This window comes from Rosistilla carotiformis, assembly GCF_007753095.1.
Taxonomy (GTDB): Bacteria; Planctomycetota; Planctomycetia; order Pirellulales; family Pirellulaceae; genus Rosistilla; species Rosistilla carotiformis.
In genome coordinates, this window is record NZ_CP036348.1 from 1,022,173 (window position 1) to 1,045,111 (window position 22,939).

Genomic DNA, 22,939 nt, shown 5'->3' on the forward strand with positions numbered 1-22,939 from the left:
GACGTTGCCACTACTGGCAATTAAATGGGTTGCTTGGGTAACATGAGGGTGTTCAACGGGGAAACGTCTTGCGGTAAGGCTCACGCACTGCCGACACTAAATGGGGTTCCGTGCTGCTGATGTCCTTCAGAATCGATCTGCAGGCATCGGCTCAGCAAGTCAATTCTTCACTAAACTTGGACGAAGGCTCGTGAATTCAACAATTCGGATTTGTACGACAGCTCTGCTTGGGCTGACCGTTGTATTTTACAGCGCGTCTCCCAGGATCGTGTCCGCTGCCGAGGCCTTCCCCGCGAACCGCACTTTGTTGTCGAACGAGACCCAAGCGGTTTTTGAAGTGTTGGACGTGCCGCGATCGGAAACCCGATGGGAGCATTCGTTTGCCGGAGCTTTGTCCGAATCAAACGTCTTCAAGCCGTTCTTCGATTCGCAGGTGGAAACGATTCGGCAGCAATTGTCTGAGTCGGGGTTGGCGTTTAATTTCACGCTGAAGGATATCCGTGCAATCGCCTCGGGCGAAGTCACCATCGGTTGGTTGCAATTGCGTACCACCAACGCGGTCTGCGTTTTGATCGATACCCGTGGTCGTGACGCTCAGACTGCGGAAGTGCTGCAAAGAATCGACGCTGAATTGAAGCAGCATCGTGGGGCGACGATGACCGAATTGACCTACCGAGGTCATCTGATTTCGACTTACCTATTGAAGAAGAAGCTTGGGCAAATCAAGGTCGAACAATTCAGTTACGTTCGGATCGATGGACGGTTGATCGCAGCGGATCAATTGGATGCCGTCAAAGGTTTTGTCGATCGCATCGATGGCTCGGGCGACCTGATCAAGGCGAGCGACTATGAGGCGGTCGAAGCGAAAATCGGCGAAGGTGGCGAGCAAGATATCCGTTGGTTTGTGCGACCGCTTGGATTCGCGCGGGTGTTGGAAGCACGCAGTGGCGGTTTGAAGAAGCAGCAGCTCGATACGATTCAATTGCTGCAGGAACAAGGCTTTGACGCCATCTTGTCGGCTGGTGGGCACGTGCGGTTGGACGACGGCAAGTTTGATGTCCGGCACCAAACCTATATCAACGCGCCACCGACCACGGCACTGCCTAGCAAGTACAAATTGGCGGGGCGGATGTTGCAGTTCCCCAACTCGGACGCACAGGATCCACCCGCTTGGGTTCTGCCTACCGTGGCGACCTATCTGGACGGAAATTGGAAATTGGAAGAAGCCTTTTGGGCTGCCGAGACATTGGTCAACCAAGCCGTCGGCGATGAGATCTTCCGCCGCGTTGTCGATGGTATCAAAAAGGATAAAGACGGTCCGCAGATCGACTTGGCGAACAATATCATCGCCAACTTTCGCGAACGTGTGATCATGTTGACCGACAATGTCCAACCGGTCTCGATCGACAGTGAACGGATGCTGATCGGTGTTTCATTGAAAAATGAAGCGGTTGTCAAAGCGGCGATCGACAAGGCGATGAAGAGCGACCCCAACGCAAAAGAATTCCCCTATCCCCATCACAGTTGGATTTGGCAGGTCACCCAACCCGACGTGAGCGATGACGAGATCGAGCTCGAAGGTTTTGAGGACTTTGAAGAGTTCATCGACGAATCCGAAGGTAAGCGGGCGCCGCCCCTTTTGAACCAGTGGGCGATCACGGTCTACGACGGTTATCTGTTGTTCTCGAGCCATGCACAGATGTTGGTCGATTCGATCGAACATCATCGTCAAAGCGAGCGAGAGGCGTTGCAAGGGCAGGCCGATTTCGAGCGGATGCGAGCAGCGTTGCTGGATCAGCACGGTCCCGATCGCGCGATTTGGCGCGTGCTGCGATCCGATCGTGCCTTTCGTGCAAAATACGAATTGTTGCAGCGTGGTGAATTGAAACAATCGGATTCGGTTTTGGCCGCTATCGTCCGTCGGATGTTCAAAGAGTCTGGGCAGGAGGGCGATGACGAAGAACTGAAAGTGGACGGGGCAAAGCTTCCCGACTTTGAAGTTGTCAAGCAACATTTGCAGCCATCCGGCGTGACCTTGAAAACCGAACCCGATGGTTGGTTCGTGCGAGGTCTGATGCTGAAACCCACCGAAGCCCCTGCCCGCGCCGTCGCTGCCCAGCGCTAGGTTCGTGCCCGCGTCGCGTTGGCGTTGCGCATCGAGTCTCTGGGGGCCGGATTAATTAGGAATGGACAGTTATGGCAAACGAAGCGATCGATCTGTTGCAACCTGGGCTTCGCGGTTGGCTGATCGCCGATCGCTTTGATTTTGCTGAGCGAGGGGAGATTGCGTTCGACTCCGGAACGCTCTCGATCGGCAAGGGGCGGCCTGCCAGTGGGCTCAGCTATCGCGGGCCGCAACCCGGTGACTACTACCGCATCTCTTGGGAGGCTCGCCGCACCGCCGGCAGCGACTTCTTCTGCGGCCTGACGTTTCCGATTCGCGGCAGCCACGCGACGCTGATCGTCGGCGGCTGGGGGGGCGGAGTGATCGGGATCTCGAACATCGACAACATGTCGGCTGTCGAAAACCCGACGACTGAATATCGCGAGTTCGAGCTGAACCGCTGGTATCGGTTTGAGATGGAGGTCAACAAAACGGCGGTGCTGTTTGCGATCGATGGCGATCGCGTGATCGATCTCGATCACGACGAACACAAATATTCGGTCTGGTGGGAACAGGAGCAGATGGCGCCGATCGGGCTGGCCACCTGGGATACCGCCAGCGAGATCCGCAAGCTGACGCTGGCGAATCTCGACGGCTAAGCCTTCGCTGCGACGCGGGGAATTCTTGTCGCGCGGCCGACACAAATCAAAACAGAACGGAAGAATGAAAAAGAGCCTGGCCGGAAAGTTTCCGGTCAGGCTCTTTTTGTTTGAGTTGTATGAACTCGCGGCGATCCTATTGGTCGGCCAGCGGTTCTTTCTTCTCGGTGATCACTTCACACTTCTCCGCTTCGTCCGCGTTCATCTGAGTGTATTCCGTCCATTCGTCGGGAACGTTGTCTTCGTGGAAGATCGCTTCGACGGGGCATTCGGGGACACACGCTTCACAGTCGATGCATTCTTCGGGGTGGATGTAAAGCATCTTCTCACCCTCGTAAAAGCATTCGACGGGGCAGACGACAACGCAATCTGTATATTTGCAACCGAAACAAGGTTGGGCTACTACATGAGTCATTCTTGAAAACCTTTCTGGATCTTTTCTTACGCGAATCTGGATGGGGCCTTGGGGAGCCAGCCGACCAGAAAACTCACATCCCTGAATTCAGTTGATCGGTAACGTACCTATCACAGCACCAATCTTTTCCAATTTCCCCGCAGACACAAGACGACAAACGGCACTAAAAAGGTTCGCGCTTACATCTGTCGGAATCGTATAGCTCCAAACGACTTATGTCAACGAAACCGAAGCTCCAAATCGCGCGATCGGCCTAACATTTTGCAGACGCTCTATTGAGATCCGATCTCGCTAAGCGAACGCGGATTTCATCACTCGGTTGCTGCCGACCAAGCGTTCTGTGCACGCCATCGCAACCAGTGGTCGGCGATCACGATCGCAACCATCGCTTCGGCCATCGGGATGAACCGCGGCAGCAGGCAGGGGTCGTGGCGACCGCGCGTGCGGATCGTCGTCGCTTCGCCCGAACTGGTCACCGTCGCCTGTTCGATCGGCAGGCTGCTGGTCGGTTTGACCGCCGCGCGAAGCACGATCGGCAACCCCGTCGAGATCCCTCCCAACATGCCGCCGTGCCGGTTCGACTTGGTTGTGATCTGGCCATCTTCGCCGGTGGTAAACAGGTCGTTGTGTTCGCTGCCACGCATCGTCACACACCCAAACCCGATCCCGTATTCAACTCCCAAGACCGCCGGCAGGCTGAACAACGCCTTGGCCAGATCGGCTTTCAATTTATCGAACACCGGTTCGCCCAGTCCCGCCGGGATGTTGGCCGCCACGATCTCCGCCGCACCTCCGATCGAATCGCCCGCTTTGCGAACCTCTTCGATCTTGGCGATCATCTGCTGGGCGACCGCTTCGTCGGGACAGCGGACGATGTTCGGTTGCCCGTCGGCGAACTCTTCGACCTGCTGCAGCGTGACGCTTGCCGGATCGGCGATCTCCGCTTTCAGGTCCCCTACCTGCGTCACGTAGCCGATCACGCGGCCGCCAAACGCTTCGGCGAGGATCTTCTTCGCTAGCGCTCCGGCCGCCACGCGGGCCGTCGTTTCGCGAGCGCTCGAACGTCCGCCGCCGCGGTAGTCGCGGAACCCGTACTTTTGATCGAAGGTGAAATCGGCGTGCCCCGGCCGATATTTGTCTTTGATGTCGGAGTAGTCTTTGCTACGTTGATCCTGGTTGCGGATCAAGATCGCTACGCTGGTCCCGGTGGTCCGCCCTTCGAAGACGCCGGCGAGGATCTCCGGTTCATCGGACTCCTTCCGCTGCGTCACGATCTTACTTTGGCCGGGCCGGCGGCGGGCCAGATCGGGCAGCAGGTCGTCGACTGAAAACGGGATCCCAGCGGGGACGCCGTCGATGATCACGACGTTACCGGGACCGTGGCTCTCGCCAGCTGTCGTAATTCGCAGTGCCTGTCCGAACGAGTTGCCTGTCATGGGGATCCGTTTCGTAGCTTGAAGTCAAACTGTCCCCAGTCGCAAAAATTGACGCAGAAACCAGGGATTCCTGCCGGGAATCGTCAAATGCAGCCCCGAAACGCGTGCCAAAGGGCCTTATTTCGGTCAAAATCTTCGAGTGCAAAGGTTTCACTTGCGGGACGCTAATACCGTACCTAAGATGAAATTGAACGCCAACCGACGGCAATTCATCCGGCTTATACCGGTATTTTGTCAGAAATCTTCTCCTCCGAACAGAGACGCAATTCTTGACACTCTCGGACATCGATCGACAACTGCTGGATCGTTGCTTGGACAACGAGCCTCAATCTTGGGAAGCGTTTATCGATCGCTTCTTGGGGCTGGTGGTGCACGTCGTCAACCACACCGCCACATCACGCGGCGTTACGCTCCCCGTTGCGGAACGAGACGACATGGTTGCGGAAGTCTTCCTGACCCTGGTCAACAACGATCGAGCGGTGCTGCGTCGCTTCCGGCGTCAGAGCAGTCTGGCGACCTATCTTACGGTCATTGCCCGCCGCGTGATCGTGCATCAACTGGCAACCGCTCAGCGGAATGCGGCTCAGAAAAATCGCATCGCCAGCGAAGAGACGCTGATCAGTCCAGTGGAACAACAGGTCGAGGATCGCGATCAGCTGGAACAGATGCTCGCTCGGCTCGATCCCAAAGAAGCTGACATCGTGCGGATGCATCATCTGGAAGGGAAGAGCTACCGCGAGATCGGCCATCATCTCGGCTTGCCCGAAAACAGCGTCGGCCCGATGCTCAGCCGCGCCCGCGACAAGATGCGTCAAAGCCAGCCAGGCGTCTAGCCGGCTGCGATGAACGCCTCAACATTCTTTTCTTGAACGCGCTCGCTGCCAAAATGATTGAGCCACCGAGGTCATCGAGCACACAGAGAGAATCAATCCTCCGTGGCCTCGGAGCCCTCTGTGGCAAAAACATCCCGAATGGGATTGGACACGCTAACCGGTGGTTTGAGCGTAGCGAACTCTTTGCGGATGCAGGGCCGAAGGCCAGGCGATTTGCCTAGCCCAGGCCATCGGCCTGGGTGATCGGGCCGCAGCGCAAAACGGTTAGGGGCGAAGGCCCGGCAGGGTGTCCCGGGGCCGAAGGCTCGACAATTTGCCTAGCCCAGGCCATCGGCCTGGGTAATCGGACCGCAGCGCAAAGAGGCTAGGGCTGAAGGCCCGGCAGGGTGTCCCAGGGCCGAAGGCTCGACAATTTGCCTAGCCCAGGCCATCGGCCTGGGTAATCGGACCGCAGCGTAAAGAGGCAAGGGCTGAAGGCCCGGCAATTGGGAAGAGGCCTACAAATCGCCGGACCTTCGGTCCTCAATTCGTGTGTCTTCTTGTCGGGAGGTCCGGCCCCCAGGCCGATGGCCTGGGCTATGCAAATTGCTGGAGCTTCGCTCCGCCAAACCAAATCGGCTCCCGAAACGAGAGGCCCGATGGACCGCGAAGCGGCCCCAAATGGTAGCCGGTGGTTTGAGCGTAGCGAACACCACCGGAACAAATCGCGAATTCAAACGCCGCCCCCGACGGGGTCGCAGGCCGATCTGCGATCTCTTCGGGAACGCCTAGCTGAACACAACCGCAACACCGGAGCACGATCCCGACAGGGATCGCAGAGAGTCGCCGGTGGTTTGAACGCAACCAATTCCACCGGGGCCGGCCCCCGATCACTGACTCCAGCTCGCTGGGTTGCGGGCATTTCATTTGCTACCGCACACTCATAGGGTATACTGGCCCCCGCCCAAGCGAGTGGTCTGCTGTCAGGGGTGACTGGCGCACAACGCCAGTGAAAACACCTTTAACGCCCACAATAGGGGCTGGAGTCCCGCATGACACCCCTCGAAGAGACACCTAACGCTTTGCGATCGGTGCATACCTCGAATCTGCCTGAGATCTTGAATCAGCTGGGGATTTCGATCCTGGTGACCACTTACCAGTCGGGCAAGCTGGTGATGTTGCGGCCAGAGATGGGCGTCCTGAACACGCACTTCCGCGTGTTCGAGAAACCGATGGGGTTGGCTGTGGAGCCGAACCGACTGGCGATCGGGACGTCGATGCAGGTCTGGGAATTCCACAACATTCCCGCCGCCGGTGCCAAGCTGGACCCACCCGTCAACGATGCGTGCTTTCTGCCTCGCGTTGCGCACTGGACCGGCGATATTCAGATTCATGAGATGGCTTGGATCGACGACGACGTCGTGTTCATCAACACGTTGTTCTCCTGTTTGGCTCGCCGCAGCGGCACCTACAACTTTGAACCCGTTTGGCGTCCTTCCTTCATCACGAAATACATTCCGGGAGACTGTTGTCATTTGAACGGTCTGGCCGTCCGCGATAACCGCATTCGTTATGTAACCGCGCTTGGTGAAACCGATGAGCCCGATGGTTGGCGTGCGAACAAGAAGGATGGCGGACTGCTGATCGATCTGGACAGCAACGAGATCATCGCCCGTGGGCTCTCGATGCCCCATTCGCCCCGTTGGTACGACGGCAAGCTGTTCGTCCTGCATTCCGGAACTGGCGGGTTTGGCACGATCGACTTGGACACCGGCAAATACGAATCGATCGTCGAACTGCCAGGGTTCACGCGCGGTCTGTCATTCCACGGTCCGCTGGCCTTCATTGGTCTGTCGCAAGTTCGCGAGACGGCGGTGTTTGGTGGGGTGCCGATTGCCGAACGCGATCTGTCCGAACGGATCTGCGGAGTCTGGGTGGTGAATATCCACACCGGCGAGATCGTTGCGTTTGTCAAGTTCGAAGACGCCGTGCAAGAGATCTTTGCCGTCGAGGTATTAGTCGGGTCCCGTTACCCCGAGCTTGTCAACGAAGACCGCCAGTTGCTTGCCGGTTCGTTTGAGTTACCCGATCACGCCCTGGCCGATGTTCCCCCGGAACTTCGCAAGTAAATAGCGACAGCGGTGACGCCAATCAAGACGTCTCACTGTCACAACTAAAAAATGTCGTTTTTATCAACGCCGAGATAGTTGATACCTGCTATGAAAAAAAACGACGAAATCCCAAACGCAAGTCTCTCCTATCATCACGTCGTTTACGCGTTGAGGCATTGGAGAGTCGGCGTTTGTTGGCAGTCTTCCATGTCACCACTTTCGATGATGTCGTCGCAGCGTCCGACGGAGTTCTTAGCCTGCGGGAAGCGATCTCGCTGGCCAATGGTTCGCCTGGTGCAGACGAGATCACATTTTTCGAAACCGTCACCCAACCGATCGTGCTGGGGCTTGGCGAATTAAGCATCACCGACAGCGTGACGATCACTGGCGCCGGACGAGGGACGACCGTGATCGATGCAAATCAGCAATCGCGCGTTCTGAATGTCGCCGGTGAATCGGTCGATGTGACGCTGCTGCAATTAACCCTGACCGATGGCCGCACCACCGGTTCCAACGGTTTTGGCGAAACGACGCACAGCAGAGTTGGGATCCGATTCGATTCGGCGGGTACGCTTGCGTTGATCGACAGCACGTTGAGCGGCAACAGCACCGTCAATGTGACATCGATTACTCCCGGAACCGTCACGATCGAAGAGAGTGGCAGCGACGTGGTGGTTCGCGAAGGGAGTACGATCCTATTCCAAGGCCCCGCCGTCAGCCTTGCCGTACTGGACTTCACCGGCACCAACGGCGACGACACGCTTTTGTTAAACGCCAGCTTCGTCGATTTCCCAGGAACCGTTGGATTCCATGGCGGCACGGGACGCGACACGTTGCAGATCGGCGGCAGCGGCCAATCGATCAACACAAGCGATCTGCCTGCCGGTAGCATCAACGGACTGGAGGTGATCGATTTGCGAGGGACCGGCGACAACCAACTCTCCCTGAGCGAACAGGATGTTTCGGCGATCCGCGACGCCGGGCAAACGCTCAGGATCGTCAAGGACTTCGGCGACACGATCCGCTTCCGCAGCGGGACCTTTAAGGTCGACAGTTCTCGAGTGGAGGATGATCAATTGATCATCACGGCAAAATCGGGTTCCAATACGATCGAATTTGTCGGTGCCGGTTGGACCAATCCATTGAATCACTTGGATGTTAACGGTTCGGGAACAATTGAACCGATTGATGCCTTGCAGATTTTGAACGAACTAGGGCGCAAGGCTTACGTTCAGCCAGGCACCTCGGCGCTGGTTGCTCCCGAATCGTTAGGTGCCTCGTTCCCGAAGAAGTTCTACGACACGTCGGGAGATAACCAGGTCTCTCCCATCGACGCGCTGCGGATTATCAATGCCCTCGGACGCGGCGAAGGCGAAGCACCAGCGGGCGAAGCCTATGTGTTTGCTGCATCACCGGTAAACCAAGACGCCGACGAAGAGGACCAACACGAAGCGGTGGACCTGGCGATCCTGCAATGGTTGGGGGAACGTTGAACGAGTTTACCCGGAACGGTTTCTGGTACCGTTTCGTGCGACCGTTACCGGTTCGTGCCGCGGGATTTAGCGTTGGATTGGACGGGGACAGGCCTGGCCTTAAGGCTGCCTCCTATCGACCGCGACGCGGTCGCATCCGCTGCGGATTCAGGGCCGAAGGCCAGGCGATTTGCCTAGCCCAGGCCAGCGGCCTGGGTGATCGGGCCGCAGCGCAAAACGGTTAGGGGCGAAGGCCCGGCAGGGTGTCCCAGGGCCGAAGGCTCGACAATTTGCCTAGCCCAGGCCATCGGCCTGGGTAAAATCGGACCGGAGCGCAAAACGGTTAGGGGCGAAGGCCCGGCAGGGTGTCCCAGGGCCGAAGGCTCGACAATTTGCCTAGCCCAGGCCATCGGCCTGGGTAATCGAACCGCAGCGTAAAGAGGTTAGGGCTGAAGGCCCGGCAATTGGGAAGAGGCGGACAAATCGCCGGACCTTTGGTCCTCGACTCGGGGGAATTCGTGTGGGACGCCATTCCCAGGCCGATGGCCTGGGCTAGGCAAATTGCTGGAGCTTCGCCCCGCCAAAACAAATCGGCTCCCGAAACGAGCCCCATGGACCGCGAAGCGGCCCCAGAAGGTAGCCGGTGGTTTGAGCGTAGCGAACACCACCGGACCCCAACCGCGAAATCAAACGCCGCCCCCGACGGGGGCGCACGTCGATCTGCGATCCCTCCGGGAGCGCCACGCGTGTGGGCATCGTGTTCCGGAGGTGCGCCGCTGCGCGACGACCTCCGGCTACCATCTGTGATCCCTGCGGGAACGTTGCGCTCGGTGCCCTCTGCAGCATCTTGCTCATTCGCCGACTGCGGCAGCTTGGCGTGACAGAGGCGCGGGCGTCTGTTCCAGAGCTTCCGCTGTGCCTCCACGTCGCCAATCGGCGACGCCTGTCGCTTCACCTGTCTCCAGATCGATCATGATGCTGTGAGCCGATCCCTGGCGACGGGTGGGAGACAGATCGACGTGATGGCCGCGGGCTTCCAGATCGGTCTTCATCGATTCGAATAATCCACGGCTAGTCGATTCGAAACGGATCTCGTCGGGGAACCACTGGTGATGAAACCGCGGGGCATCGATCGCTTCTTCGAGCGAACGATTCAAGAACAATGTCTGTACAAGGATCTCCGTCACGGTGTTGATGATTGTCCGGCCGCCGGGGCTTCCAACCAACAGTTTCGCCTGGCCATCGACGCGGACAATCGTTGGCGATTGGGAACTGAGCATCCGTTTTCCAGGAGCCAGCAGATTGGCGGCGGTTCCGATCTTCCCTTCCTTGTTGGTGTAACCGGGGTACCAATTGAAGTCTCCCATCTCGTTGTTCAGCAGGAACCCGGTTCCGGGGACGACGATCCGGCATCCGAAAGTCCCCTCCAGGGTGTAGGTGTTGCTGACGGCGAGTCCATCGGCATCGATCACCGAGAAGTGGGTCGTCTCGGGGCTCTCGTAGGGCCCTTCGCTCAACGGGATCGATCCGGCGATCGCTTCGCTGGGCGTTGCGACGTCGGGGCGAATCGTTTTGGCAAGCTCGACGGCATGTTCTGTCGTGAGCAGATGTTCTGGGATCTCGACAAAGTTGGGATCGCCCAGCCAAGCTGCTCGTTCGCGAAAACCACGTCGCATCGCTTCGACCAGATAGTGGACCTGGTCGGTCGTCCAGAGGGCGTCCGTCGCCGCGGGCAGCGGAATCGCCGCGAGCATCCGCAAATGCATCAACACGGTGATTCCACCCGAGGATGGTGGAGCGGCACCAAAGATTTCATACTGGCCGATCTTGCCAGCGATCGCTGGTTGGATCTCGGCGGTGTAGTTCTTTAAGTCGCTCTTGGTGATCAGGCCGCCGCTGCGAGTCATCTCGGCCGCAAGCTTGTCGGCGATCGCTCCTTCATAGAAGGCACTGGGGCCCTGATCCGCGATCAATTCCAGCGTGTCTGCCAAGTCGGGCTGGACCAACAGGTCGCCCGCTTTCCAGAACTTGCCCGTGGGAGGGCCGTAGACGCGACGAAATTCGGCGAACCGCGGCTCGGTCTGAATCGACTGCAGCTTCAGCACCGCGTTCAGGGAATAGGCCAAGTATTCGTCGACAACAAATCCTTCGCGAGCCAGTGCAATACACGGTTTAAGGATCTCGTCCCACGGCAATTTGCCAAACTTTTCGTGAGCCAACGCCATGCCGCGGACGGTTCCGGGGACGCCTGCCATGCGGCTGTGGTGCCGTTGTGTCCATTTGTCAAAACTGTATTCGTCGACGCTTGCCGGAGCCGTTTCGCGATAGTTGACGCAGACGACCTCTTCGTCGGGAGGAGCGATCATCATGAACCCGCCGCCGCCGATATTGCCCGCTTCCGGCCAAGTGACCTGCAATCCGAAGGCGACTCCAATTGCCGCGTCGACCGCGTTACCGCCTTTGGCAAGTATCTCGCGCCCCACCTTGGACGCGCCAGCAGTGTTCGAGACGACAACCCCGCTCTTTCCCTTCGCAACATCGACGGGCATGCGAGCCGGCATCGTGAACTTCATTTGCGCATTGGCAACGCCGCTGAATAGAAATGCTGCGAAAAAAGTTGCAATGACGACCGGCAACGGGAACTTTCGGGATGACCTGGAACCTGAGGAGAGCGGTAAAAGCATTGTCTTCATCATCTTCAGAGGTAGGACGGAAAGGAGAGCTAAATGATGTGGAGCATTTGCTTCACTTCAAATGCATCGGCAGGGAAGTCTAATGAACGGTGGGGGATACTCAAGTTTTCACGCCGTCACCGGGCGGTGTTGGCTTTGTAAGTTGTTTTTGCTTTTTGTTCTCTATTATGTATCTATCTCAATCGGCAGGCTGTTCAAATTCATCGCCTTGCGGCATAAATAAACAAACATTTGTTAATCAAACGATTTAAGGTTCACCGTATTGGAGATAATGATGACGGAAGGTTCTGTATCAAGTAGCGGTTCTCATCAATCAAACAATAACTCATCGCAAGCATCGCTCTCTCCGTTCCACTTGGCGGTTCAAGTAAATGACTTGGCGGAAGCTCGTGAATTCTATGGTGAACTGCTCGGTTGCAGCGAAGGACGCAGTGCAAACACTTGGGTCGACTTCGACTTTTTTGGACACCAATTTGTGTGTCATCTCAATCCCGACAAAACGCCCAGTGAAGTTCACTGCAACGAAGTCGATGGGCATGGGGTCCCGGTTCCGCATTTTGGCATTGTTCTCGACATGCCGCGTTGGAACGAACTCGCCGAACGACTCAAGTCAAAAGGTGTGGAGTTTGTGATTTCTCCCTATATCCGATTTCAAGGTGAGCCTGGCGAACAGGGGACGATGTTCTTCTACGATCCGTCGGGAAACGCTGTCGAAATGAAAGGTTTCAACGACATGGGCGCGTTGTTCGCAAAGTAGTTTCTTGTTGTTGTCCTTCGCTACCACGTGTTAGAGCTGCGAAGCGGGGGGAGGAGTGGTGGCGTCGCGAGCCAATGTTTCGGCGACGTCGCTCACTCGAGCTTCTCGAACCCAAGTGCTTCGGCGGAATGCTTTGAGGAAATCCGAAGAGACGTCGCGACAGCCCTCTTCACAGATGGCGTGATAGTTTGGGTGGGGCAGCAATTGCGAGTCGAGCAGCTGCCGGCCTTCATGCGTTTCGGTGCGGCAGGAGAGGAAATAGCCGATCTGTGGAGCGGAGTTTTTCACGCCCCAGGGAATGGTCCACGCTGGCACCAGGTCGTAAGCGGATTCTCGATCGGCCAACGCCATGATATCGGTAGCGTTTAATTGGTACTGGATTCCATTGAACCATTCGTTGGAATCTTCACTCGCTCTCGCATTGAGAACGCCGAAGCGCTCCTCCGCTACCTGATCGCCATAGATCTTTCGTCCGCGGGGACTCATCACATATTCGTAGACCCGGCGAGCCCCCATCACGAGCACGGGGCGGGCTGACGAGACGCTCTGTTCGCTCAGCGTGCGAAGGGCGGAACTGCGGTTCATCAGACTGCCATATCCGACCAGAGGCAGTCGGACCGGGCTGTCGGGAACCATTTCGATGGTGTTCCATGGGTAGAAGTGTTCTTCGGCAACCTCCCATGGGTCGCCCAATGCCAAACTCCAAGAGGCTGCGCCTGAAGATAAAGTGGCGAGTCGATCGATAATCAAGAAACATCCCCTCGCAGTAGCTTTCGTCCCCGGGAGTCGTCAGTTCTCACCGGTCTAGATCGTTCACGGCGATGCGAAACATCAGTTCTGCGGCTTGCTGCCGGCCCAACGGATTCCTTCTACCATAATCGAATTTGGGCCACCGGATGATTCGGGGTGTGGGCTGTAACAAAGGACTCGCCCGTCGTGGAACTTCGTTCGCACGATGGCGTGAGTGCCAACCATGGCACCTTCGGGAGCTCCCTTCTTCGCAACTTCGGTCACATAAGTCGCCAGGACTTCATAGCCTGGAAGCTCTGGATTGTCGTGAGGGACCAACAGCGGGCCTTGTCCGTAATAGACATCCAATTCGGATGCTTTCGATTTGAGCACTTTGCGTCCGCTTGGGGTGAGCCCCAGCGATACAGTTCCTGTTCCACGAGCCCAGTGGCTGCGATCCCAAACCCTTGCGTTGACGATCCCCAACGACCAATCGTACTGAGACGATGCAAGGTAGGATCCGGCGCAGATTCCGACATAGCCACCACCGGACCGGACGAAGCTCTTCACCACCTCGCGTCCTTCTTCGCCCAGCTTTTCGGCCTGCTTGCTGCCCGATCCGCCCGGCATGATCAAGACGTCGAACTTCTCCAAGATGCCTTTCTGGATCTCTTCCGGAGTCACGCGGACCGCATCGAATCCAGCGTCGCGGACCAGGATTCGTTTGAGGTTTTTGGGGCCGTTGGCAGAGCCATCGGAATGGTCATAAATTGCGACGCGAATCAACGTGTCGCGATCCGTCCCCGGTAGAGATTCGGCGCGGGTGATTCCGGTAGCGACAAGTCCGCAGAAAAGCAGCAACTGGCAGAGAGTCGCGATCGAACCAGGGAGAGCTTTTGGGATGGTAGTGGTTGAACGTTTCATGAGAGATGACTTTATTAGATTGCAAGTAGTCGGAGAGCGTCGATCAAATTGGCGACGAGAACTAATTTGAGGATGTGGCGAAGCTTGAATCGTCAAACACGGGCGGCTTGGGGGCGGGTTTCGCCAAGGCGATGGTTTTCGCTTCTTGCAATTCTTTTGACATCGCTTGCATCGCGGCTTGGGCTGCTTCGGTGTGCAGCTTCTTGATCTCCTGCACGGGGGCCTTTCCTTGGGACCATCGTTGCTTAGCGCGAAGCGTGGTCGTCAGTAGACGATCTTCGAGCGCCCACAGGTCGCTCCAGATACCGGGCAGCAAGTCACTGTAGATCGCTTCTTTGTCCGGTGTTAGGCTCCATTCGCGAAGCGTGATTGCGATCTCTCCAATTTCTCCACCACGCTCGTCCGTCAGATCATCGGCGACGCCCCCGACAACAAACGATGGGACCGCGATGGTGAATTTGGGATCGCCCAGCATCGTCCACATCGTGGTCAGGCGAGGATCTTCGCCGGGGCGGACGCCATGGAACACCGCAGCCGATACCGTGGTCGTGCGGCTGATCGTGTTTTTGGTTGCGATTCGCGTGGGGAGGGTTCCCGGCTTGCCGTTGACCGAACCTGGCAGCGGGTTGCCCTGTTCGTCGCTCAAGTCTCGAGCGCATTGCCGAAGGACTTCCTCTACCGAGATGCCATCCGAAGCTGTCAGTTCGAGGATCCCACATGCTCGTAGGTAGCGATCGCTCGACGAGACATCGCTCAGTTCAACGGGACTCGGATTTGCATCGAGCTCTTGAGCGGTTGTCGAGAAATTGGAGCGAACGATGTAGCCGCGTGGGGCGACCTTGGGATCGTTGGCGTCAAACATCTTGTACTGCTTGGGCCCGGTTTCAAACAACGTAGCTCCGCCTTGAGCATCGATGACACCAAAGTTTGCGATCGTCGCCCGTCCGCTGGTGTTGGTCTCTTTCAGTAAGTTCTCGAAGTCGGCCACGGTCGCACATGTCTGCAACGCCATCCGCATCAAGGTGCCGTTGCCGGGGCCGGACGTTTTTCCTTCGATCTTCAGGTCTTTGCTGAGCGAATTTTCGATGCAGAATCCTACCTCGTTGACACCCATCCAAACCGACGACCGGCTGCCCGCATTCACGACGGCGATCGCTTTGAATTTCCCACCGGTGATCTCCGCCATTTCATTGTGTAGCCGACTGCCGTAGTCGCGATTCTTCCACAAGATCGGACGGCCATCAGGGGTCGCACTGCCGCTGATTACAGCCGTTGTGCAAGCCAATGCTTGGGCAATCATGCCGTTTTCGGTGAGTAGTACCAAGAGCGGAAGCATCACTGTCAGAAGGCGGGATCGCATCATGATTTTCATCGTTGCGTTCTTCTTGTGCTGAGGTGGGGGAGTTTCAGGTGGGGAGGCGCGGAGCTGCCTGTTATTTGAGCAACAGTTGCCTAGGGTCTAGGAAATATCATCGAGTTGCCTCGCCACATCAATGCTGTAATGCGCAAAAAAAGTTCCATTTCTTCCAGCTTCGAAGGCGTCTGGCCCCTTCCTTGCGAACAGACGCAGAAACTTGTCGGCGAAAACGGTCTATATGAAGTTTTGGTCCCAAAGTTGCATTTGGAAGAGTTCTTCCCTCCACCTCCCGCCCAAATCGAACGGCTCGGTTTCCCTCCCACCTATCCCGCCTGAAGCTCTCCTGCTTTTGCACCAAACATGATCCAACGAATTCCTGCCTTCCTGGACCGCTGTCGAATTGCGCTGTTGATTCTCAACGAGAGCCACTGGAGTCGCTCGGTGTTGGACGGAATTGCCCGCTATGCAGGCGAGCATTGTGGATGGGACTTCTGGTTGCAACCACGTGGCCTGAAAGAGCCGCCGAAGCTTCCCGAGGATTGGTGCGGCGATGGGGTGATTGCCAGGATTTCCAACGAACCGCTACGGGAATCGATAGCGCGTCACGGACTGCCGACTGTCAATGTTTCCTGGCACGGAACCCATTGTCGTGAGTTTCCGAAAGTCATCTCGGACCCTCAAGCTTGCGGTCGACTGGCCGCCGAGTTCTTTATCGGACGCGGCTTTGAGCAGGTCGGATATATCGGTCCGCCCGATTGTTACAACTATCGGGATGAAGTCTGGCCGGAGGTCGACCGGGTTGCTGAAGAAGCTGGATGCCAGGCATATAAATTCGACCCCGACCCCAATTCACCCCAACCCGATTACGACTTCCAACGTTTGCGTCTGGTCCAGTGGATCCGTTCGCTTCCCAAGCCGGTTGGGATTGTTGCATGGAACACGACGCTCGCTCGCGAGATCATGTTGACCTGTGGAGCGGAGGGTATCTGCGTTCCTGACGAAGTCGCAATCCTCGCCGTAGAGAGTGATCCACTGGTGTCAAATTTGTCACCAATGCCGATCTCACAAATCGAGCAGCGGATGGAACAGGTTGGGTACGAAGCGGCTCAAGAACTACAGCGACTCATCGCCGGAGGCGAACCGCACGAGAAGCCTATACTGATCGCCCCTGCCGGTGTGATCGAAAAACCGTCGACCGACACTGAGTTTGCGACCGATGTTTTGGTGCAACAGGCTGTCTCATTTATTAAGAGGCACTGCGATGAAGCGATCACGGTCAGCGACATCACCGACCATCTGGATATCTCCAGGCGATCGCTGGAGGAACGCTTCCGCAAGGCGTTGAAACGTTCCCCCGCCGAAGAGATCCGGTTTGCACGCGTCCGCGTTTTGAAGGATTTGTTGCGGCGGACGACGATGACCCATGCGGAGATCAGCGTCGAGGCGAGCTTCAGTTGTGAGAACGCGATGTTTCGTTTCTTCAAGCGAATGACTGGCCTGACGCCGGGCGAGTTTCGTCGTAACCAATCGATCGATCTGCCGATGTTTCCCGAAACGCTCTGAGTCCCGCGATTGTCTAGCGACAGTTTGTCGCGTCGCGCATCGGTCGACTGGTGTCGATAGTTTTCGCGTCCGAATGGGGGCGATGGCTCGAGTGCAAAAACGGTTAAGTATTTTGCGCGAACGTCCCTGGGGATCTCTGGGCGACTTGCTTAAAGTGCATACGAGCATGCACAAGGGGTGCTGCCCCCCAACATTCGTTACTCATGAATTCATCACTTAGACCTAAAGAGAACATCCGATGACTACACTGACGGCACGAGCATCAAAGATTCAACGAAGCGCATTTACGCTTGTTGAACTGTTGGTGGTGATTGCGATTATTGGAATCCTGGTCGGCCTGCTGTTGCCGGCTGTCCAGCAGGCTCGGGAGGCTGCCCGGCGAATGCAATGCAGCAACAACCTGAAGCAGATGGGGTTGGCAATGCACAACTACCACGACACGTATGGTTGCTTCCCCGCTGGCTTCTATCGCCGCAGCTACTCTTATTCCACCTTCTCCGGACCAGGTTGGGGTTGGGGAACGATGATTCTTCCTCAGATCGAAGAAAACAATCGCTACGAAGCGCTTCAAGTGAACGACCAGTTCGCCAGCGACGATCCAACGATTTTGGAATACTCGCAGCCATTGGTTTCCGCTTTTGTCTGCCCAAGTGCACCTGCCAAAGAGGATCTCAACCCTGAGTTCAAGAACTCAAGCTCCGAACCATCCCACGGACTATCGACCTACAAAGGTGTGTTTGGCGATCTGAACACCCAATACAACTACAGTGGCGACGACTGCAGCTACTATCAGGGAAGCTGTATCAAAGGTGGCAATGGTATTTTCTCCGCGAACAGCTCCACCAAGTTTCGCGACGTCACCGATGGGACGACGCACACGGTGATGATCGGCGAAGTCCCCTTCGGCGCCAATGGAACCCGCGACTCTGCGGGAGACTTGATTCAATATCGCGGAGCCGTTTGGATCGGCGTGACCACTGGAGGTGCCAGCAGTAACGTTGCCACGCATCAAACGCTGCGTGGCGTCACCGCAAGTGGCTCGCAAAGTTCGCTTTATGGGATCAACGGTTCGAGCTCCTACGCATTTGGATCGCACCATCCCGGCGGAGCTCAGTTTGTCGTAAGCGACGGTAGCACTCGCTTCTTTGCAGAGACGATGGATGGCGTGACCATCAACCGTATCGCAAACAAAGAAGACGGTGAAGTCACCGGCGACGACTACTAATCCGATCGTCGCGCGATTAAGCGATGTATTAAATATAGAAGCTGCCGGCGGTCTGTACTGCTCGCAGCTTCTGACTTTAAGTCTCTCTTTTGTTTCCATCTCTCGACGCTACGCCCCTTCCCTTCTTGTAGCGAGGAGCCAACGAAGATCATGCCCACCTCTCATCCCGCCTCGTGTATCCCCGCGTTTACCAATACCGCTGCTGCGTTTCTACTGCTGATCACGGCGATCGGCTGTGGCGATTCGCTGCCAAGTTATGAGATGGTCCCGGTATCGGGTGTCGTGAACCTGGACGGTTCACCGGTCGCTAATGCGAGTCTCGTCTTTTACAGCGAAACGTTACCGCGTGCATTTGCTACGACCGACAATTCGGGAACCTTCAAATTGGAGACCCCGCAATACGGTGAAGGGATTGCCGCAGGAAACTATCTGGTTCAAATTCAATCGACCGACCAGACGACCGATTCGCAGTCGGGCAAAAGTGTATCGATTCCAATTGTCTATGGAGAGAATGGAATCGAAGTCATCTCGATCTCGAACGATGGCGAAAAGACTTACACGTTTGATTTGAAAAGTCGCCCGAAGAATGGTGACTACGTTTCCGAAAACTCCATGGCGGAAGCCTGATTTCGGTCGCGGATCAAAATCAATCAGCCATATCGATGGCTGATTGAGGTGCTATTGCAGCCACGCCCAGCCGGTCTGTTCCGGCCGATCAAAGCCCCATGAAGCGGCGAGGGCGTCGGCGGCTTGCTCGATGTCGGTGATCTCTCCCCAGCCCCCGTTGTGCAGATGTGCGTGCGCAAATTCGTGAGCGATCACGTATTTTGCAAACGCTTCGGATGCCCGATCCAGCTTCGGCCGCAGCACGACACAGCGGCTTCCTTTGCCAACCGCTCCAGGGCTGGCGATGAACAGCCGCGATCCCTTGCCGGGCTGGTAGTCTTCGATTGCGACATCGAACCGTGGATCGCTGGCGAAATCCAACTGCACGTCCGCTGGCAGAGATTCCAACACATCCAGCACGCGCTGTTGCAGCGCCGGAAATTCGGCAAACGGTTTGATGAAAGTCGCAAAAGCCTCGCGGTGGTCTGACATAGTCGTATTGCATCAACCGGCGATTCAAAGGATCCAAGACGCGGAAACACGAGGCTAGCCGATTTCGATTGCCCGCGTCTTCCAAACAGCAAAATATAACGGTTCGCCCTGCGGTTCCCAACGGCCCCCTGTTTAGAGTTGGTATCGCAAGTCGCGTTGCCGTCGCGGATCATTAATATTCGACGATCGTGCGATTGATCGGCGCTTTGGTTGTCTCTAGCTTAGGGAGTCGCAGCTACGAAAACGGAACCGCCTGTCAGCCAATTGGCAACGCATCGAGGAGACGCCGATGAACCACACAGCCCAGCCAGCAATCCCGCGATCGACGCCACACGCAGTCCTAGGCCTCCGCCGGAGGATTTCGTTTGCCGGTAGGACATTTGCATTGCGGATGTTTGTCGGAGCCGCGGTCGCTACCGTGCTGACCAGTATGATGACCATAACCGCAGCCGAGGAGACGCCGTCGCCGGCTGAGTTTCGAATTGGATTTTTCAATATCTATTTGGGGCTGGCCAATGCATCGCATCGGGCTGCGGTTGTGCGTCAGATCCAACGCACCGCCCCGGATATCATGGGGCTCAGCGAGATCAATGACGCGGACCATGCATTGCTGCCGACGCTGGTCCCCGGGCTGCCCAACGTGGTCACTCAGCCGGGCGGCTTGCAGCCGGCGTTGCTCACGCGTTATCCGGTACTGTCGTCGGGCTCGCTTGGCTCCACCGCACCAGCGAATGAATTCCGACGTAAGCACTTGTGGGCTGTGCTCGATGTGGGGCATGAGAGTCGGAACTTGTTGGTCTACGTCGTTCACACCGAATCGTGGTGTTACAAGGGGCCATGTGCAAACGTCAAAAGGCCTGCGTTGGAGTTCCCGCGAGCGATCGAATGGATTCGGCTGAAGCAAGACATCCACGCGAAGCGGAAGCAAGATCCTAATCTCGATGTCGTCGTGATGGGAGATTGGAACGACGATAACCGCAGCCCGCAAACCGACGCGTTTGCGGCTCAGCCCGATGGAGTGTTCAGCGGGTTTGTGTTAGGTGCTGATATCGACTTTCCCGTGCAGCACGTCCCCTATCCCAATCTTCAGTGCGAGCAAGCTGGTCTACGGTTGCTGGAGTCGACCGACACCGATGGCAACCGGAACACGGTTTGGGCAGGCACGCCCAATCCGGCGCTACAGACCGCTGTAAAGATCGACTACATCGCTCACAGCGAGGGGATCGAAGTTGTAGGCCACGAAGTCCTCAATTCCGAAGTCAGCGACCCCGATGCGGGACTGCCGAAATACGGAGAGCGGTTAAACGTCGGTGATTCTCGCGCCGCCAGCGATCACTTGATGGTCTTCGCCGACATGGCTATCGAATAGTCTTCGTGGCAGCTGGGAACGGAAGGCATCGACCAAACGAGATCACCCTCGCGGCATGTCGCGTTGAAATCGGTTGATTCGTTTATGGATCAACGATAAACGCCGCGATAGGTTGTCCCTTGGCTAACCTGCGGGACGTAACCGCTAGCCGGTGCGTAGGGTGGCTGCTGCGGGGCGTATTGCGCTTGCGGCGGCGGATAGCTGGCGGCCGGCATCGCAGCTTGGGCCTGCGGCGGCGGATAGTTTGTCTGCGGGTAATTCGCTGGTGGCGGACTAACGGTTGGCGGCGGGAAACCTTGCAGCGGCGCGTAACTGGCTTGCGGTGGTGGGACGTTGTAGGTCGGCGGCACCGGACTCATCGGCGGCTGGCCGATCGTGGTTAGATCGATCGGCCGTTCGTTGCCATCTTGTGGCATCGCAAACAGACGCGGATCGTCCGACAGCAATTGGTTCACCGAATACGATCCGACTTCGATCTTTAGCGCCAGCGGTTCGCCTCCGTTGGGCGTCAGCCGCAGTTGGACATCGTGCGGCAGACTGCATTGCACTTCCTCAAAGTAACGGAAGTCCTCGCCCGAGGCGTTTGCCAGCAAGCGACCATCGGGACCGTACAGCAGCAATTCGGTGACCACACCCTGCCGCTGGTCGATCACCATCACACGGCGATACGTCCCGTCGACCATCGGTTGCGACAGCTTCAGTTCCAGCTTGCCGTCAGCTCGCACCGTCGGCCCTTCTTCGATTTGATTGACGTCGATGTGAGCCATCCCCAAGGCGTCAACCAACCACGTCGGGTCGACCGGCAGAATCGCTCGCTGCAATTGCCGTTGGTAATCTTCGTGTCGAGCGAAATAGAGACTGGTCCCCATCCCTTCGGGAATCTTCATCCAGAACAGCTCTTCATTGCTCCCCAGATCCATCCCGCTTCCCATCACCACGGGCAGGCTGGCTCGCATCCGAATCCGCCGCGGCCGTTCCAACGCCAAGTTCGCGCGCAGGCTTGGCAGCGCCGGCATGCTCAAGACCTTGATCGATGCGGAGGTGCTTTGCAGTTTTTCGATCCGATCGGTTCGATTGACAGCTGCCGCCAATTCTTCGCGCGACGGCGTTCCTTCGAAGATCTCCGGCGGCGGACTGAAATCGGTGACCGCTTTGCCACGATAACAGGTTGCACCACCGGCGACCCAGGTCACGGACAGTGTCAGCAAAATCTGCAGCCAGCGTTGGCGATGCGATGGTTCCGAGTTGGGGCCCCGTGGATTCATGATTCCTCGACTTCGCAGTAGAGCAGTTCGGTCAATTCGTCGCGGATCTGATCCCGCTCTTCCCGAGGGATCTCGCACTCGGCGACTTCGATTTGCGAGTTGTCGGCGAGCACTTGGACCACCAACATCCCATCGACTGCCCCTTCCTCATGGTCCAACGGGCGGACGACCCGCTTCCGCATCAACATCAGTGCCAGCAGATAGCGAACCGCTTCACGATGCGGTTGTTCGGACATTTGTTTCAGCAGGTCCAACAGCACATGGTTGGGAGCCAGCTTCATCCGACCAGCTCCAGCCTCGGGCATCTTGCCCTGCCACCAACCGATCGCCTCTTCGGGCGGTCCTTCCCAAGCCTCGGCGGAGATGTCCTTGCGCGCGAAATCCTCGTCGTCTTCGAAGACGACCGAATAAAACGTTTCGCCAGGCTTCAGCGGCCGATCCAGGACGCTGCAGCGTCGCGAGCAACGGCTGACTTTATATTCCGACAACAAGACAGGGGTGCCTCAAGCAACGGCCGATTCCCGCGGCCGGAAAGGTCGTCCCTCCCGGCCAATAGCAAATGGTCAACGACCTGGCTTCTACCACATCGGAATCGGCCAAAGCAATAGATATGAAAGGCATCCCTCCGCGCTGGAGTCGAGGCTTCAGCCGAACGATGCGCACCGTCGGCTGAAGCCTCCACTCCAACGCACCGCAAGACATTACCCCTGCGTCCGGAAGAACGTATCGCGGCGGCCGCCGTTGCCTTCGACGAAGCGGATTTTTGCGAAACATTGCGGGCAGCGTCCCTCGTAAAACGCTCCCCCCTTGCGGTCGCGATAGACCCGCACGTAGATGTTGCAGCAAGAGAAAACCACGCCCAAAAACGGTTTGGCTTTGCTGTCGCCGCCGCGGCTGGCCGAACCGTTGGGATCACTCGTTAGATCAAGCTGTTCGGAAGGCTCCATCCT

General features: G+C 57.2%; 20 protein-coding genes. 10 read left to right on the forward strand and 10 right to left on the reverse strand.

The window, feature by feature from the left end; all coding sequences use genetic code 11:
* Window positions 1-307: 307 nt before the first annotated feature.
* Window positions 308-2,125, forward strand: a complete 1,818-nt coding sequence (locus Poly24_RS03680) for a hypothetical protein (RefSeq protein WP_145090622.1) — start codon at window positions 308-310, stop codon at window positions 2,123-2,125.
* A 71-nt stretch (window positions 2,126-2,196) separates the two neighbouring features.
* Window positions 2,197-2,763: a family 16 glycoside hydrolase gene (locus Poly24_RS03685; RefSeq protein ID WP_145090625.1), complete on the forward strand. Its 567-nt coding sequence runs from the start codon at window positions 2,197-2,199 to the stop codon at window positions 2,761-2,763.
* Between the two features lie 136 nt (window positions 2,764-2,899).
* On the opposite strand, the gene Poly24_RS03690 is transcribed toward Poly24_RS03685, so the two are convergent.
* Complete coding sequence (locus Poly24_RS03690) at window positions 2,900-3,178, reverse strand: ferredoxin family protein (protein ID WP_145090628.1); 279 nt, start codon at window positions 3,176-3,178, stop codon at window positions 2,900-2,902.
* Window positions 3,179-3,489: 311 nt separating this feature from the next.
* Window positions 3,490-4,614 (reverse strand): chorismate synthase, encoded by a 1,125-nt coding sequence (aroC, locus tag Poly24_RS03695; protein ID WP_145090630.1) that lies wholly within the window; start codon window positions 4,612-4,614, stop codon window positions 3,490-3,492.
* A gap of 269 nt (window positions 4,615-4,883) precedes the next feature.
* Here aroC and Poly24_RS03700 point away from each other — a divergent pair, with 269 nt between their 5' ends.
* From Poly24_RS03700 to Poly24_RS03710, 3 genes are all read left to right on the forward strand, one after another.
* Window positions 4,884-5,447: an RNA polymerase sigma factor gene (locus tag Poly24_RS03700; RefSeq protein ID WP_145090633.1), complete on the forward strand. Its 564-nt coding sequence runs from the start codon at window positions 4,884-4,886 to the stop codon at window positions 5,445-5,447.
* A gap of 1,031 nt (window positions 5,448-6,478) precedes the next feature.
* On the forward strand, window positions 6,479-7,555 hold the full coding sequence (locus Poly24_RS03705; RefSeq protein WP_145090636.1) for a TIGR03032 family protein: 1,077 nt from the start codon (window positions 6,479-6,481) through the stop codon (window positions 7,553-7,555).
* A gap of 176 nt (window positions 7,556-7,731) precedes the next feature.
* Window positions 7,732-9,030 carry a dockerin type I domain-containing protein gene (locus Poly24_RS03710; RefSeq protein ID WP_231753454.1) on the forward strand — a complete coding sequence of 433 codons (1,299 nt, stop codon included), beginning with the start codon at window positions 7,732-7,734 and terminating at the stop codon, window positions 9,028-9,030.
* A gap of 830 nt (window positions 9,031-9,860) precedes the next feature.
* On the opposite strand, the gene ggt is transcribed toward Poly24_RS03710, so the two are convergent.
* Window positions 9,861-11,582, reverse strand: coding sequence for a gamma-glutamyltransferase (ggt, locus tag Poly24_RS03715; protein WP_197452302.1), 1,722 nt, complete (start codon window positions 11,580-11,582; stop codon window positions 9,861-9,863).
* Window positions 11,583-11,976: 394 nt separating this feature from the next.
* Here ggt and Poly24_RS03720 point away from each other — a divergent pair, with 394 nt between their 5' ends.
* Window positions 11,977-12,459, forward strand: a complete 483-nt coding sequence (locus Poly24_RS03720) for a VOC family protein (RefSeq protein ID WP_145090646.1) — start codon at window positions 11,977-11,979, stop codon at window positions 12,457-12,459.
* Between the two features lie 30 nt (window positions 12,460-12,489).
* Here the strand turns inward: Poly24_RS03720 and Poly24_RS03725 are convergent, their stop codons facing one another.
* From Poly24_RS03725 to Poly24_RS03735, 3 genes are all read right to left on the reverse strand, one after another.
* Entirely contained in the window at window positions 12,490-13,152 is a 663-nt protein-coding gene (locus Poly24_RS03725; protein ID WP_145090648.1) for a hypothetical protein, read from the reverse strand.
* Window positions 13,153-13,290: 138 nt separating this feature from the next.
* The gene (locus Poly24_RS03730; RefSeq protein WP_145090651.1) at window positions 13,291-14,112 is read right to left on the reverse strand and encodes a BPL-N domain-containing protein; all 822 of its coding nucleotides are present in this window, start codon (window positions 14,110-14,112) and stop codon (window positions 13,291-13,293) included.
* A 61-nt stretch (window positions 14,113-14,173) separates the two neighbouring features.
* A complete protein-coding gene (locus Poly24_RS03735) occupies window positions 14,174-15,475 on the reverse strand; it encodes a carcinine hydrolase/isopenicillin-N N-acyltransferase family protein (RefSeq protein ID WP_145090654.1) in 1,302 nt (433 codons plus the stop codon).
* 354 nt (window positions 15,476-15,829) lie between these two features.
* On the opposite strand from Poly24_RS03735, the gene Poly24_RS03740 reads away from it, so the two are divergent.
* The 3 genes from Poly24_RS03740 to Poly24_RS03750 all read left to right on the forward strand — a co-directional run bounded on the left by Poly24_RS03740 (window position 15,830) and on the right by Poly24_RS03750 (window position 18,884).
* Window positions 15,830-17,032, forward strand: coding sequence for an AraC family transcriptional regulator (locus Poly24_RS03740; protein WP_145090657.1), 1,203 nt, complete (start codon window positions 15,830-15,832; stop codon window positions 17,030-17,032).
* A gap of 238 nt (window positions 17,033-17,270) precedes the next feature.
* Window positions 17,271-18,257 carry a DUF1559 domain-containing protein gene (locus tag Poly24_RS03745; protein ID WP_145090660.1) on the forward strand — a complete coding sequence of 329 codons (987 nt, stop codon included), beginning with the start codon at window positions 17,271-17,273 and terminating at the stop codon, window positions 18,255-18,257.
* A 150-nt stretch (window positions 18,258-18,407) separates the two neighbouring features.
* Window positions 18,408-18,884 carry a carboxypeptidase-like regulatory domain-containing protein gene (locus Poly24_RS03750; protein ID WP_145090662.1) on the forward strand — a complete coding sequence of 159 codons (477 nt, stop codon included), beginning with the start codon at window positions 18,408-18,410 and terminating at the stop codon, window positions 18,882-18,884.
* Window positions 18,885-18,935: 51 nt separating this feature from the next.
* Here the strand turns inward: Poly24_RS03750 and Poly24_RS03755 are convergent, their stop codons facing one another.
* The gene (locus Poly24_RS03755) at window positions 18,936-19,355 is read right to left on the reverse strand and encodes a M78 family metallopeptidase domain-containing protein (protein WP_145090666.1); all 420 of its coding nucleotides are present in this window, start codon (window positions 19,353-19,355) and stop codon (window positions 18,936-18,938) included.
* Between the two features lie 289 nt (window positions 19,356-19,644).
* Here Poly24_RS03755 and Poly24_RS03760 point away from each other — a divergent pair, with 289 nt between their 5' ends.
* Window positions 19,645-20,724 (forward strand): endonuclease/exonuclease/phosphatase family protein, encoded by a 1,080-nt coding sequence (locus tag Poly24_RS03760; protein WP_145090669.1) that lies wholly within the window; start codon window positions 19,645-19,647, stop codon window positions 20,722-20,724.
* Window positions 20,725-20,813: 89 nt separating this feature from the next.
* Here the strand turns inward: Poly24_RS03760 and Poly24_RS03765 are convergent, their stop codons facing one another.
* The 3 genes from Poly24_RS03765 to Poly24_RS03775 all read right to left on the reverse strand — a co-directional run bounded on the left by Poly24_RS03765 (window position 20,814) and on the right by Poly24_RS03775 (window position 22,936).
* On the reverse strand, window positions 20,814-21,989 hold the full coding sequence (locus Poly24_RS03765; protein ID WP_145090673.1) for a hypothetical protein: 1,176 nt from the start codon (window positions 21,987-21,989) through the stop codon (window positions 20,814-20,816).
* Window positions 21,986-22,480, reverse strand: a complete 495-nt coding sequence (locus Poly24_RS03770) for a hypothetical protein (protein WP_145090676.1) — start codon at window positions 22,478-22,480, stop codon at window positions 21,986-21,988. The genes Poly24_RS03765 and Poly24_RS03770 overlap by 4 nt, the downstream gene beginning before the upstream one ends.
* Window positions 22,481-22,690: 210 nt before the next feature.
* Complete coding sequence (locus Poly24_RS03775) at window positions 22,691-22,936, reverse strand: hypothetical protein (RefSeq protein ID WP_145090679.1); 246 nt, start codon at window positions 22,934-22,936, stop codon at window positions 22,691-22,693.
* Window positions 22,937-22,939 lie beyond the last annotated feature (3 nt).

Excerpts from the sequence above, each read along its gene's own strand:
- Poly24_RS03685 (WP_145090625.1), top strand. The coding sequence starts at position 2,197 with ATGGCAAACGAAGCGATCGATCTGTTGCAACCTGGGCTTCGCGGTTGG.
- Poly24_RS03690 (WP_145090628.1), bottom strand. The coding sequence starts at position 3,178 with ATGACTCATGTAGTAGCCCAACCTTGTTTCGGTTGCAAATATACAGAT.
- aroC (WP_145090630.1), bottom strand. The coding sequence starts at position 4,614 with ATGACAGGCAACTCGTTCGGACAGGCACTGCGAATTACGACAGCTGGC.
- Poly24_RS03705 (WP_145090636.1), top strand. The coding sequence starts at position 6,479 with ATGACACCCCTCGAAGAGACACCTAACGCTTTGCGATCGGTGCATACC.
- ggt (WP_197452302.1), bottom strand. The coding sequence starts at position 11,582 with ATGAAGTTCACGATGCCGGCTCGCATGCCCGTCGATGTTGCGAAGGGA.
- Poly24_RS03720 (WP_145090646.1), top strand. The coding sequence starts at position 11,977 with ATGACGGAAGGTTCTGTATCAAGTAGCGGTTCTCATCAATCAAACAAT.
- Poly24_RS03730 (WP_145090651.1), bottom strand. The coding sequence starts at position 14,112 with ATGAAACGTTCAACCACTACCATCCCAAAAGCTCTCCCTGGTTCGATC.
- Poly24_RS03735 (WP_145090654.1), bottom strand. The coding sequence starts at position 15,475 with ATGATGCGATCCCGCCTTCTGACAGTGATGCTTCCGCTCTTGGTACTA.
- Poly24_RS03740 (WP_145090657.1), top strand. The coding sequence starts at position 15,830 with ATGATCCAACGAATTCCTGCCTTCCTGGACCGCTGTCGAATTGCGCTG.
- Poly24_RS03745 (WP_145090660.1), top strand. The coding sequence starts at position 17,271 with ATGACTACACTGACGGCACGAGCATCAAAGATTCAACGAAGCGCATTT.
- Poly24_RS03750 (WP_145090662.1), top strand. The coding sequence starts at position 18,408 with ATGCCCACCTCTCATCCCGCCTCGTGTATCCCCGCGTTTACCAATACC.
- Poly24_RS03755 (WP_145090666.1), bottom strand. The coding sequence starts at position 19,355 with ATGTCAGACCACCGCGAGGCTTTTGCGACTTTCATCAAACCGTTTGCC.
- Poly24_RS03760 (WP_145090669.1), top strand. The coding sequence starts at position 19,645 with ATGAACCACACAGCCCAGCCAGCAATCCCGCGATCGACGCCACACGCA.
- Poly24_RS03765 (WP_145090673.1), bottom strand. The coding sequence starts at position 21,989 with ATGAATCCACGGGGCCCCAACTCGGAACCATCGCATCGCCAACGCTGG.
- Poly24_RS03775 (WP_145090679.1), bottom strand. The coding sequence starts at position 22,936 with ATGGAGCCTTCCGAACAGCTTGATCTAACGAGTGATCCCAACGGTTCG.